Source organism: Alteromonas portus (assembly GCF_005117025.1).
Taxonomy (GTDB): domain Bacteria; phylum Pseudomonadota; class Gammaproteobacteria; order Enterobacterales; family Alteromonadaceae; genus Alteromonas; species Alteromonas portus.
Genome location: NZ_SWCO01000010.1, coordinates 13,927 through 26,750, shown reverse-complemented (window position 1 = coordinate 26,750; position 12,824 = coordinate 13,927). Strand labels below are relative to the sequence as shown.

Here is a 12,824-nt window from a genome sequence, read left to right as displayed (position 1 = left end):
TGTCGTCTTAATTTTTATTAGCGAAACCAAGCGGGCATTGTTAAACCCAGCAGCTTTCGTTTTTCTATTTTGAATAGATCTTTTAGGCATGATTTACTTGCAAGCATTGCACCTTGCGTTTTAATCCAACTCACCTTCTCGTCTTTAAGCCATTGCTTCATGCGCTCTCTAACTCTGTTATAAAGGGCTTGGCGGTTTTCATAATTCACGTCTTTCATTTTGACGTCAGAAAGGTCCATCGCTAATAATTGCGCTGTAGCTTCATTTATGCGCGCAGCACGACTAGTTACATTAAGTGGTAAATGCTTTCCCAAAGCACTGGCTTTATCTTTATGATTTAATATGTGCTCTACAACCTGCATGCCTCTTATACGGCCTAACAGGTAGTCGTGTTCGCGCAGGCGCTTGTCTAAAAAGCCCAAAAATCCCGCTAGATGCTCACTTGCTAAATCTTCGTTAGTGGTTGTGATTGTATACACCTTCATGCTCTCGCGGTTTTCTAAGCCGCCTGACTTTTCCATTATCACAATACCTTTAATCCAGGTGTCTTTTAGTAATGGTGAAAGCTGTTGATGTTGAGGTGTTGTGCAGTATGCTTTTTCTAAACGCCGAAAATCACGGGTATATGATGATGAAGTGCCGTAAAGCGCATCTAAAAGCGAGTCATATGCTGCGTTATGTATTTGCAGCTGAGCGATATTATTGCTTAATACCTGTAATAATTCTTCGGCGCGTCTATCTAGCTGTTTTACTTTTTCGTTTACCGTTTCAACTTGCATCCATTCTTGAAAGCGCCCCTGCCAAAAAATGCTTTTAGCCATTTGCATAGCGGTATCTTTCATACCAGAGGTGGCATCCACTTTAAAATTTGCGTCGCGCACAGAGTTTTTGGGGTTTGGTGAAATGTAAAAGTAATATCTATTTTCAAAGTCTTCTGGAGTACTATCAATTTTCCTAGTCAGCGTTCTAGCCAGTCCTAAGGGATAGTTGTTGAATGCACCTCCGTCCATGTAGTAAAAGTTTTCGTCCTTACTGCCGTTGCTAAACGGAGAGGCACCTCTGCTTGCATAATCATGCTTATGGCGAATCCAATTTCTTGCTAACTTCATTGGTGAAAAAGCAAAGGGAAATGCGCCGCAGCCTCTGCACGCTGTGATGATATCTTTCCATTGTTTTTCTTTGTACTCGTTGGTTAGCTCTTCGGTTACTCGGTCTTGAAAGCGGGTTTGTACAAATTCACCTTGGTCCAACCCTTCCTCAGAGCTTGAAAACACGTCAAGCTTATAATCAACGCCATTTAAGTTCGACATCGCTAAACCAAGGTGTATCTTCTTCGCTGCAGTATTATGTGGGCCAGGTTCTGGTATTTCGTTGTTTTTATGTCTGTTTGTAATTAAGTCTTCTGCAATTTTGCCCACAAAATTAGAGGAAAGAAGTGAAGTCCTAGTGAAGTCACCGTCGTGATGGGAAAGTAAGCCCCGTATATCTACTTTTTCTACCCAAGCTTTATAGGCGGCATTATCGGTTTCACCGTTTAACATAGCTGGGTCGTGCAGCAGTTTATGGGCAATGAGCGCTGCGGTCATCCCACCAGCCGAAGCACCGCTAAGTACATCAATCTCTATACGGTCGTTTGAATTTTTTGGAAGGTTTTTATTGTGCTCTGAAAGCGCACTTATAATTTCATAAATTGTGCCTGCTTCATAAGAACCTAAGCTGACGGCACCTGAAATAGCAAACGCTACGCGGTAAGTCATGGTTTAGCTCCGAATTCGAATCCCTTTGAATCACTTAGCAAGCTAGACGACAGACCCTTTTTGAAGAGTTGTATATTATTTCCGCAAAAATATAAAATTAAATTGATCAAAAATCAAACAGTTTGTCCCAAGGATAAGAAAGGTGATGATAAGGAGTTTGATATACGTAAGTATTGATCTGCATACTTAAATGCTGCTGTTTTCCTTCCTAGTTTATAGCCTGTATATATTTACTCACTTATACTTTCCGATGAAAGTGAACTCAGTAACGGACTATGGAGTGTTCATGTTGTTAAAATACACCACCTACCTAGCAATTTCATTTACCCTATTTTCAACTTTGCTTCAGGCGCAATCGCAAGATGAGCAAAGGACATCTAGACACATCGACGGTGTAAATCTTCACTCAATAGCTGCACGTGAACGTTCAGTTGCTTTCACTAACAACCAAACATATATGGTTGAGTTTTACGACCAGCCGCTTTTGAAAACTAGCGAGTTTAGGGCTTATCAGTCGCTTAAACGTCAGCCAAGTGTAGTTAGCCAAAGTGGTACTGTTAGCAGCCAAAGCCTAAAACAAGCCGCCAAAATTTCAGTAGCCCAAAAGGCCACCGCATTAGATACGTTCCAGCAGACTTTTGTGAAAACACACGTGCCTTCGAGCATAAGCGTCAAGAAAAGGCTAACGCGCGTAGCTAACGCAATAGTTGTACAAGGCAATGAAAGTAAAGTGTTGGCATTATCTAAGCTGCCATCGGTAAAGCGTATTGTTAAAAGTTCGCCGGTAAAAAAATTCCTTACTGATAGTGTAGCTATGGTTAATGCCGACAAGGTTTGGCAGGATAAAGATGCTTTCGGAAATAGCATAACAGGGGAAGGTGTTGTTGTTGCCGTTATTGATAGTGGCGTCGACTATACTCATTCAGACTTGGGTGGCTGTATTGGCGCCGCATGCAAAGTAATAGGTGGATACGATTTTGTAGATAACGATAACGATCCCATGGATATAGACGGGCATGGAACCCACGTGGCCGGTATCGTCGCCGCTAACGGCAGCGTTGTTGGTGTTGCGCCAGATGCTTCAATTCTTGCTGTTCGAGTACTTGATGAAAATGGGGATGGGGTAAATATTCACATTGTTGAAGGCATAGAATACGCCGTCGACCCAGATGGGAACCCAAACACCGATGATGGCGCAGACGTTATAAATTTAAGCTTAGGTGGACCCGGAGATGCAGATGATCTGGTTGCATCTGCTGTTGATGCAGCTACTGCTTCGGGCGTGACTGTTATAGTAGCGGCAGGTAACGGAGGGGAGTATTTAGAGATTGGGGGGCTATCTCCATCTTCAGCAAGAAGTGCTATAACAGTAGGGTCTGTAGAGCCCAACGGAACTATCTCTAGCTTCAGTTCTAAAGGCCCACTACTAAACAGCAGTTTTGGCAAACCAGAGCTTGCCGCGCCAGGCGGAAATATTTACTCGCTTGCTATTGGCGAAAGCTACACTACCGAGTCGGGAACAAGTATGGCGGCACCTCATGTAGCAGGCGCAGCAGCACTATTAAAACAAGCAAGGCCTACACTTACTCCTCAACAAATAAAATCTATATTAATGTCTTCAGCGCAGTCAGACGCAAATGATAGTTTCCAGCGCGGCTACGGATTATTAGATGTTGAGTCTGCACTTTCTCAAGGTATCGCTGTAGAACAAGGTCCACTCTATTTTGGTCGTGTCAATGCAAGTAATTACCAATTTGAAACGATAGGCTTTACAGTAACTAATACGTCGAATAGTCAACAAACGGTGCGTGTCGATTTACCTAATACCTTCCCAGCGGGTATAGCGTTGTCGTTAGATAAACGTGAAGTAACGTTACCGGCTAACCAAGAGACTTCCATAAATGTAACCCTAAGTGTTAACGATGCATCGGCATTGGGCACTTCAGCACATGCGATTGGCGGCTATTTTGGTGACGTGATGTTAACATCTAACACAGGTGAGCAAGTTGTATTACCTGTATCCTTTATCAATGCTAACGAGTTTAAGTTTGTAAACGAAAGTGCTACTAGAGTTACTGCCACTTTAGATGGTGAATTTGGAGAAACCTATTTTTGGAATGAAATGGAGCCGGGTGATTCCAAAACTCTTTTTCTCCCAACAGGAAAATATTATTCAAAGGCTTCTTATTGGAATTTGTCGAAAAGTGACCTTCCTCATCTTCCTGCGTTCCCTAGTACAACTGCTTCACAGCGTATTGAAGGGTTAGAAACATTCACGCTTAATTTAAACGGTGACCAAACGTTACGACTATCACCCTCGAACTTACAACATGTTATTGGTAACAATGGCCTACCTTCTAATACCGCGGTTTCATTAGACCAGCTTTATACTGTTAAGACTAACATAAATATAACGATTGCTGATACGGGAATTACCTATGGTTCAGGAGTTGTTTCGAACAGCCGTTATGAATCTCTACGTTCAAACAGTTGGTTTGCGTTGGGCAATTTATCACCGGATATTCCTGTACAACTCGAGCTAATTGAACGACTAAACAACGAAGTAGGGCCTGATACGGTATTTTATTTCAGCCATCCTGAAGCAAATGGGATTTCGCAAAACGTTCTATATTCCTTGGACGACATAGCTACAAGCATAGACATTAATATATCTAACGATGTTTCCCCACCTGTGTCAGATATTGCCGTTTACAGTGGTGAAAAGCTGTTTGGGGTGGAACGCGATTTTACCGGTGTACGCGACCAAAACTTTAAGTTATCCATCATTAATGGCAGTGACTTGAGTCAGGCATTTTATGTCGCTTTAGTTGAAGGTGATGATGATAAGAATTCGGGTAATTTGTTGCAGGAATCGCCGCCTCTAAATTTTGGTTCTGCAAGCGGAATTGATGTTTTAGAAACTGGCGAATACTCATTTGAACCTACATCGGCGGTATTCTCACAGTCATACTCTTTTGAACCCAACGGTATAATTACAATATTTGGTAGTCATTTTACGAGTCCTTCCGGTGCAGAGATTGTATTTAACGATCAAAATTTTGCTTTTTATTGCGATGGCACAGAAACGCACAGTGGTATATTCGACCATGATGCGTTAAATGATGTAAGTATGTGTGACAATGCAAGACTTAATATTACCTATGCATCTGGTAATGATGATTTGCCTAGTGGAGAGATTAACTATTACCCTTCAAGTATGCTGGCTGAAGTTGCAGGCCTAGTAGTAAGCGCTGTAGATGCTAACGATGACATTTATTCTACAAGTAGTGTCGGCTTCCAACAATTTACATTGAAGGCAGGTGGCTCTGACCTAAAAAGTGTTACGAATATCATATCTATTCAATGGAAGTTTGCGGGCGAAAGCACATGGCATAGCCTCACTCTTGAAGATGAAAATGATAGTGACTTTTCGTCAAAAGTTACATTCCCCGAATTTTTGGTACCACTTACTTCAATAGATGTGAAAATTGCATACTCCACTTACAATTCTAACGTCGATCAAACCCTGTTTAATATGTTCAATGTTGGCGTGGATTTGTCTTCTAACATCGAAGACTTCGACGGGGATGGTATCGCTAATGCTGTAGATACAGACAACGATAACGATGGCTTAACCGATGAAGAGGAAGAAAACTTAGGTACCTCGCCGGTAAATGCAGACACTGATTATGACGGTGTCAACGACCTCAACGATGCTTTTCCAACAGATAGCTCTGAATGGGCCGATACAGACGGTGATGGTATAGGTGATAACTCTGAATTACCTGTAAGGGCCGACGTAGATGGTGACGGCCGCGCTGATATTGTGTGGCGCAATGCTAGCGATGTTCGAGGCTGGAATTTTCTTTGGACAATGAATGGAGAAGATGTTCTTCAGTCTCGCCCTATTAATGTTGTACAAGGAGAAGATTGGCAGCTAAACCTTGGTGATTTCGACGGAGACGGAAAAACGGATTTATTTTGGAGAAACCCTAGTTCACACGGTGGTTATAACAGACTTTATCTAATGAATGGTTTCGATATCTTGTCCAGCCCCGTAATAGCACGTTTAGATAGTGACTTCAAAGTAGAAGCTATTGGAGACTTAAATGGTGACGGCAAAGACGACATAGTATGGCGTAGGCTAAGCACCAACCAATTAGCAATTTGGTTCATGGACGGAGCTAGTAGACGTAATTTCTGGTCTAACAGTATTGGGAATGTGGTCATTGAAGGTATAGGAGATTTTGATGGTGATAGAGTTAAAGAACTTATCCTTCGAGATGGGCAAACCCTAAAAATATGGAGCTTAGAAAGCGGGGGAAATAACTTTAACGAAGCCGTCTTATCTTCTGGTGCCCCTAGCCAATGGATACTCGCTGGAACAGGAGACATGGACGGTGACGGTACCGAAGATCTTATCTGGCGCAACGTTCAAGATGGCAGAAATAGTGTATATTACATGGCAAACGGAGCCATTAGAGAACAGAAATTGTTGCCGCAAGTAGGCACTGCGTGGTCGTTAGCCAAAGTAGAAGACTTTAATGGAGATGGTAAAGTTGACTTCTTGTGGCGAAACGAGTCGTTTGGCGGTCGCAATATTGTCCATATCATGGATAACACTAATCGTATCGCTGCAGGTGTCGTAAAACCAGTCGGTGGTACATGGTTTATGGCAGACTAGCTATTCCTCTAGGGCACTATATTCAAAGTGCCCTGACTAGTTCTTAGAAGTGAGTTCCGCCCCTTACGGTTGCTTACATTTAGCCTTAATATTCTATTTACTCCGAAAATAGTAACTAGTAGGGCTGGTTTATATTTTATAGCCGTAATATGGAGTAACTTTTGGTATAGTAGTAAGTCAGTTGGGCGACACCCGCTTTTCCATCAAGAATTCAAGTTTAAATTAGGGATAATTTATGAAGACGTTTTTAGCCATAGCGGTTGTTCTTTCTATTGCATTTTCTCTTTTTGCGTTGAATAACGACATTTCTGAACAGAGTAATGTTGATAGCGTTCGCCTCGGTAAGGAAGAACAGGCAGAGTACACTAGCGCAAACAATCATTCCCACTCTGGCGACATTGACAAGATGTCGAAAGCAAAACCAAATTCTAATAATATCATCAGTCTGTCGTCGGCATATAAAGCTGATAAACAAGAGCGAAAAATAGAGACTGAAACAGTAGATAGGCCAGAACAAGTGTTAACATGGATCGATGATGATCAGACATTAGAAGATATGGATGTAGAAATGGGGTTTGAAATGCCCACAGAGTACGACCAGCTGATGTTTGATAGCGAGTTGAGCGCTGTTCAGCAAAATACTAAGGCGAGCAATGAACTCATTCGATCCATTGCATTATCGAAAGAGGAGATTCTTTCGATTAGTTCACCAGAATTAGACAGTTTGATGATAGAAGAAGACTTGCCAGCTTCTTCCATTATGGACCAACATTGAAATTTATAACATTAATATCTGTTTGAGAGAAAATCATGAAAAAAGTGTTTGTTGCTGGCCACAGAGGGATGGTTGGTGCTGCTATTGTTAGAAACCTAGAGCAGAGAGAAAATATTGAAATTATCACCAGAACACGTGCTGATTTAGATCTTACTGACCAAAAAGAAGTAAGCCGCTTCTTTGCTGACAACAGTATTGATGAAGTTTACTTGGCAGCTGCAAAAGTTGGCGGTATACATGCAAACAATACCTATCCTGCAGAGTTTATCTATGAAAACTTAATGATAGAGGCAAATATCATTCATGCAGCACATGCAAACAATGTTCAGAAACTTCTATTTTTAGGTTCTAGCTGTATCTATCCTAAATTAGCCGAACAGCCAATGACTGAAAGTGCGCTGTTAACAGGAACGTTAGAAGAAACAAACGAACCTTACGCAATAGCAAAGATTGCAGGAATTAAGCTATGCGAAAGCTATAACCGCCAATATGGACGTGATTATCGTTCAGTAATGCCGACAAATTTGTATGGCCCTCACGATAACTTCCACCCAGAGAACTCTCATGTGATCCCGGCTTTACTTCGTCGTTTTTATGAAGCAGCACAGCGTGGAGACAGCGAAGTAGTCGCGTGGGGAAGCGGCAAGCCAATGCGAGAATTTTTACATGTAGATGACATGGCAGCTGCGAGCATTCACGTGATGGAACTTGACGACGAAACTTATCAAGCCAATACCCAACCTATGCTCAGCCATATTAATGTAGGAACTGGCGAAGATTGTACCATTCGAGAGCTTGTAGAGACCGTGGCGAAAGTAACTGGTTTTGAAGGAGACATTGTATGGGACACTACTAAACCTGATGGTGCGCCCAGAAAACTGATGAACGTTTCTAGACTTCACGATTTAGGTTGGAAACACACATACGATTTAGAACGTGGTCTGCAGCACGCTTTTGATTGGTTCTTAGAAAATCAGGATAATTTCAGAGGGTAAGTTTTGGCCTTTTTGAACAAACAAGCGTTTACCGAGGTTATTGATAGAACGCCTTTGGTGTCTATCGATTTAGTAGTAGAAAACGAAAAAGGTGAAATACTTTTTGGTTTAAGAAAAAACCGTCCTGCGAAAGATTATTGGTTTGTTCCTGGGGGGCGAATATTAAAAAATGAAACCTTAGACGCTGCATTTTTGCGGTTAACGCTGAATGAGCTAGGCTTCGAATTTAGCCGTTCCCAAGCACGTTTATTGGATATGTATGAACATTTCTATGATGATAGTGTGATGGGAGAAAAGCCTTCCACACACTACGTTGTAGCGGGCTATCATTTAAAGGTTCATCAGAACAGATTAGCATTACCTATTGGCGATCAGCACAATGAATATAAATGGTGTGAAAAATCGAAAGTAAAAAGCGATAAAAGCATTCATAAACATTCATCCGACTATATGGATGCTGTGCTAAGCATTGAATTGAGCGAGGAATTGTAGTTGCTTTCAAAACTATATAAAAAATATAAGAACCGTAAGCGTAGAGTTAAATGTGAAAAAGGTTATGCGACATTTCATATTGATGAGTTATCAATTTTTAAATTTTCAGGTTGGGCATATGTAAATCATCTTGAAAACGCTAAACCTTGCCATGTTTTGTTCAAACTAAACAGCACAATAATTTGTCAAACCCAAGCTTCTGTTTTTAGAGAGGATCTTAAAAAAGCCGGAATAGGGAATGGGGATTGTGGTTTTAGCGTTGAGCCTAATTGGCAGGCATTCGAGGCAGGTAGTAATGTTATTGTGATGTATGTTAATGATAAGCCGGTACATGTTTTTGAGGTTACAATTACGACTAAACAATTGATGGTAGCAATGACTGGCCAAATCCATCGACAGATTGATTTAGCTAAGGCAGAAATTATTAAGTCCATTAGCGGTCGATAAAAATGGCTAGTATTCGCTATTTTTTGATAGATCCTGGGTTTGAGGATTTTGATTCTCACCATGGCTCGGTTGCTGAGACCCTTATTGGCGATGCGTCATCAACCCGTAAGACGGTTACAGTACTTGCGTCTAAAAAGTTAAGCGATTCTGTGAAAAATGAAAAAGGGAAGATTATTCCCTTTTTCACCACGCCTTGTTACACAAATAACCTCGAACCTTTACCCGCTATGAAGGAAAACGAACTCGCTGAAAAGTTTCAGGCTGAACTTAGCGATTTGTTTCGGCGTTATAATATTAATCAAAATGATGTTATTGTTCTTCACACTGCTTTCAGTCATTTGTTCCTAGGGTTAGCAAAATTTTTAAGCTGTATTCCAATGTTGCATATCCCAAAACTAATCGTCTGTGGAATGTTTGATCCTGGAATAGCTTCTCCCAAGTGTATGGATGAAGCTATGCGCTATTGCTGGTATCTTAAAAATAAGCTTTCACTTTCTTTTCTAGCACGTAGTTTACCTTCGGAAAAACTAGTTTTCGCTACAAGCTGTAATGAGTACAAAATTGGTTACGAAGCGTTGACTAGTGCTTCCTTCCTTATTCATCCAGCAATAAACTATCAGCCCTCACAACCATTCAGCCGTGAAATAAAAGGCAGAAAGCGTTTGTTGTTGTTTGTTGGCAGCGTGAAAGAAGACAAAGGAACCAGTTTCATACTGAATAATTCGGAACACCTATGTAAAAGTTTTCCCAATGTGGATTTTGTACTGCATTGGAATACAAATTCACCGGGAAGCATAGAATATAAACACGCTGAATCTCAACTTCGTGGATTAGGTAGTCGGGTTAACAACTTCGACTTATTATTTGGTACCCTAACAACTGAGCAATATGAATTACTATTTGATAGTGTTCAAGGGGCTATCGCTTCGTATATGCCGAACAAGTACAAGTATAAAACTTCGGGGGTTTTCTGGGACGTTTTACGCCGAAGTCATTGTAATCTTTTATGTTCGAAAGGAACTTGGTTGGAAAGAGAGTCTAATTTTATGGAGGAGCGTGCATACTTCTTTGATTACGGTGATATAGACAGTATGATACGGGCTATAAAGGAATGGGAAATTGATGAAAGCTCAGTAGATTTGAAGTCTACACAGTATAAAAATGCCATTTGTAGGTCTTTCTCTGAATGGCTCCTTTCTCGCTTTTGAAGTTCAAAATAACGCTGAATTTGCTGTGAAATAGTTAATACTTATGTAGACAGCAATCAAAATTTATCAAGAAGGTCATTAAATTAATGACCTCAAATATTTAGTCGCAAGTCTCTTGTTTTGTTTTTTTACTGACTAACTATTTTGGCAAAATATCGGAAAAGTTTATGACAAAAGCTATTTTTCACTTCCATCTTTTTAAAAATGCAGGCACTTCGTTAGACGCCTCGTTCAAAGAAAATTTTGAGGCAGGTACTGAATGGTTAACCGAAGAGTTTCCAGCTAACCCAGCAAAAAATAGAGAGTTAGTGAAGCGGTGGGTAGAGAACAATAAATCTGCGAAATGTTTTTCATCACATACTGCCCAGTTACCTGTGCCGAGCGTAGATTACTTTAAACTGCTACCTGTTATATTTATCCGTCATCCTATTGATCGAATTGCCTCCGCATACTCATTCGAGCGGAAGCAAGGTGGTAACGGTTTCGGAGCAGTGCTTGCGCGAAATACTACTCTTAAAGGATATATTGAATCGAGAATCGCTCTCGGACATGACAGACAGTGCAAAAACTTTCACACAGAGCGTTTCGCTTATATGTTTGGGGCTGAGCACGGTTCAGAGCTTGACAGGGCAAAGATGGCTGTGGAGCAACTACCGTTTGTCGGCCTAGTCGAGAATTTTAATGAGTCACTTCAAAAGCTTGAGTCGTGGCTGATTGACGAAGGATTTGAGGGTATAAACATTGCGCCCAAGGTGCAAAACGTATCGCGTGATACTTCCAAGTCAATCGATGAGAAAGTGGCGGAAATACGTGATGAAATTGGCGAAGAAGCCTTTGAGTTTTTAGTTCAAAATAACCAAGATGATTTTGAGCTTTATGAGTTGGCAAAGCAAAAATTTAGCGAATAGGTGTAAAACATGAGTACAAGAAAAGGAATAATACTAGCTGGCGGATCTGGCACACGTTTGCACCCGTTAACTAAGGTGGTAAGTAAGCAGCTTATGCCTGTTTACGACAAGCCGATGATTTTTTATCCGTTAACCACGTTAATGATGTCGGGTATCCGTGATGTACTCATTATCACTACGCCTGAAGAGCAGCAGCGATTTATCGACCTAATCGGTGATGGCTCAGCGTTAGGAATGAACATTCAGTACGCGGTTCAGCCTTCGCCAGATGGCTTGGCACAGGCATTTCTTATAGGCGAGCAGTTTATTGGTAACGATAGTTGTTCACTGGTTCTTGGCGATAATATTTATTACGGCCACGACTTAAAACTGTCTTTGCAGAATGCGTATAAGCAAGAGCATGGTGCAACGGTGTTTGGTTATCACGTTAACGACCCTGAACGCTACGGCGTGGTAGAATTTGATGATGACTGGAATGCACTTTCAATAGAAGAAAAGCCAGCTGTTCCTAAATCAAACTATGCCGTAACCGGTCTTTACTACTACGACAACCGCGTAGTCGATTTTGCTAAAGAAGTTAAGCCATCACCCCGTGGTGAACTTGAAATCACAGATCTCAACAACTTGTATCTTAAAGATGGCTCACTCAAAGTAGAGCTAATGGGCCGAGGCTCTGCTTGGCTTGATACGGGCACACTAGACTCACTTCTTGATGCAGCAAACTTTGTTGCGGCTATCGAAAAACGCCAAGGGTTGAAAGTATGTTGCCCAGAAGAAGTAGCCTACAGAATGGGCTATATCAACGCTGAGCAGCTTGAAAAGCTTGCGGCACCACTAAAGAAGAGTGGTTATGGCGATTACCTGCTTAAAGTGATTAACGATAGAGTTAAGATCTAGCTTCATGTCAAATTCTAAAAGGTGGCATTGCCACCTTTCTTCTTATTTTAAATTGCCAGTTTGTACGGAAAGTAAATGCAAGTAATTAAAACAGACATCCCTGATGTAAAAATCATCGAGCCTAAAGTATTTGGTGACGAGCGAGGTTTTTTTCTAGAAACCTTTCGCACCGACTGGTTCAAGAAAGAGTGCGCAGATGTAGATTTTGTTCAGGATAATCATTCTAAATCTAGTCAAGGTATCCTTCGCGGCCTTCATTATCAAATGGAGCAAACCCAAGGCAAATTAGTACGTGTAGTTAGCGGTGAAGTATACGATGTAGCCGTAGACATGCGTAAAGACTCACCTACATACGGTAAGTGGGTTGGGGTAACGTTATCAGCAGAGAACAAACGTCAGTTATGGGTACCTGCGGGCTTTGCTCACGGCTTTTACGTAACCAGTGATTCTGCTGAGTTCGTGTATAAGTGCACAGACTATTATCACCCGGAATCTGAAATATCAGTTAAGTACGACGACCCTACATTGAATATCGACTGGCCATTAGTAAATGGTGAGAAGCCTGCTTTATCAGGCAAAGATGAGGCGGGTTTGGCATTTGTTAACGCACCTACGTTTTAATTGTTATTAATTTTTTCACTGGCTTTTTATTGGTGTTTTA

At 41.3% G+C, this 12,824-nt stretch carries 10 protein-coding genes; 9 read left to right on the top strand and 1 reads right to left on the bottom strand.

Going from position 1 to position 12,824, the window contains the following annotated elements; translation table 11 throughout:
* Positions 1–17 precede the first annotated feature (17 nt).
* Positions 18–1,757 carry a patatin-like phospholipase family protein gene (locus tag E5672_RS16880; protein WP_136783296.1) on the bottom strand — a complete coding sequence of 580 codons (1,740 nt, stop codon included), beginning with the start codon at positions 1,755–1,757 and terminating at the stop codon, positions 18–20.
* Between the two features lie 286 nt (positions 1,758–2,043).
* Between E5672_RS16880 and E5672_RS16875 the strand changes: the two genes are divergently transcribed.
* The 9 genes from E5672_RS16875 to rfbC all read left to right on the top strand — a co-directional run bounded on the left by E5672_RS16875 (position 2,044) and on the right by rfbC (position 12,784).
* Complete coding sequence (locus E5672_RS16875; RefSeq protein WP_161569408.1) at positions 2,044–6,441, top strand: S8 family serine peptidase; 4,398 nt, start codon at positions 2,044–2,046, stop codon at positions 6,439–6,441.
* A 235-nt stretch (positions 6,442–6,676) separates the two neighbouring features.
* Positions 6,677–7,216, top strand: coding sequence for a hypothetical protein (locus E5672_RS16870; protein WP_136783293.1), 540 nt, complete (start codon positions 6,677–6,679; stop codon positions 7,214–7,216).
* A 35-nt stretch (positions 7,217–7,251) separates the two neighbouring features.
* Positions 7,252–8,211: a GDP-L-fucose synthase gene (gene fcl, locus E5672_RS16865; protein ID WP_136783292.1), complete on the top strand. Its 960-nt coding sequence runs from the start codon at positions 7,252–7,254 to the stop codon at positions 8,209–8,211.
* A gap of 3 nt (positions 8,212–8,214) precedes the next feature.
* Positions 8,215–8,703: a GDP-mannose mannosyl hydrolase gene (locus E5672_RS16860; protein ID WP_136783291.1), complete on the top strand. Its 489-nt coding sequence runs from the start codon at positions 8,215–8,217 to the stop codon at positions 8,701–8,703.
* On the top strand, positions 8,704–9,150 hold the full coding sequence (locus E5672_RS16855) for a hypothetical protein (RefSeq protein ID WP_136783289.1): 447 nt from the start codon (positions 8,704–8,706) through the stop codon (positions 9,148–9,150). It abuts the gene before it with no gap.
* A 2-nt stretch (positions 9,151–9,152) separates the two neighbouring features.
* Positions 9,153–10,358 (top strand): glycosyltransferase family 4 protein, encoded by a 1,206-nt coding sequence (locus E5672_RS16850; RefSeq protein WP_136783288.1) that lies wholly within the window; start codon positions 9,153–9,155, stop codon positions 10,356–10,358.
* 167 nt (positions 10,359–10,525) lie between these two features.
* Positions 10,526–11,266: a sulfotransferase family 2 domain-containing protein gene (locus E5672_RS16845; protein WP_136783287.1), complete on the top strand. Its 741-nt coding sequence runs from the start codon at positions 10,526–10,528 to the stop codon at positions 11,264–11,266.
* A gap of 9 nt (positions 11,267–11,275) precedes the next feature.
* Positions 11,276–12,163 carry a glucose-1-phosphate thymidylyltransferase RfbA gene (gene rfbA, locus E5672_RS16840; protein ID WP_136783286.1) on the top strand — a complete coding sequence of 296 codons (888 nt, stop codon included), beginning with the start codon at positions 11,276–11,278 and terminating at the stop codon, positions 12,161–12,163.
* Between the two features lie 75 nt (positions 12,164–12,238).
* Positions 12,239–12,784, top strand: a complete 546-nt coding sequence (rfbC, locus tag E5672_RS16835; RefSeq protein WP_136783284.1) for a dTDP-4-dehydrorhamnose 3,5-epimerase — start codon at positions 12,239–12,241, stop codon at positions 12,782–12,784.
* The last annotated feature ends 40 nt before the right edge of the window (positions 12,785–12,824 follow it).

Coding starts and splice junctions, on each gene's coding strand:
- E5672_RS16845 (WP_136783287.1), top strand. CDS start 10,526: ATGACAAAAGCTATTTTTCACTTCCATCTTTTTAAAAATGCAGGCACT.
- E5672_RS16880 (WP_136783296.1), bottom strand. CDS start 1,757: ATGACTTACCGCGTAGCGTTTGCTATTTCAGGTGCCGTCAGCTTAGGT.
- fcl (WP_136783292.1), top strand. CDS start 7,252: ATGAAAAAAGTGTTTGTTGCTGGCCACAGAGGGATGGTTGGTGCTGCT.
- E5672_RS16875 (WP_161569408.1), top strand. CDS start 2,044: ATGTTGTTAAAATACACCACCTACCTAGCAATTTCATTTACCCTATTT.
- rfbA (WP_136783286.1), top strand. CDS start 11,276: ATGAGTACAAGAAAAGGAATAATACTAGCTGGCGGATCTGGCACACGT.
- E5672_RS16850 (WP_136783288.1), top strand. CDS start 9,153: ATGGCTAGTATTCGCTATTTTTTGATAGATCCTGGGTTTGAGGATTTT.
- E5672_RS16870 (WP_136783293.1), top strand. CDS start 6,677: ATGAAGACGTTTTTAGCCATAGCGGTTGTTCTTTCTATTGCATTTTCT.
- rfbC (WP_136783284.1), top strand. CDS start 12,239: ATGCAAGTAATTAAAACAGACATCCCTGATGTAAAAATCATCGAGCCT.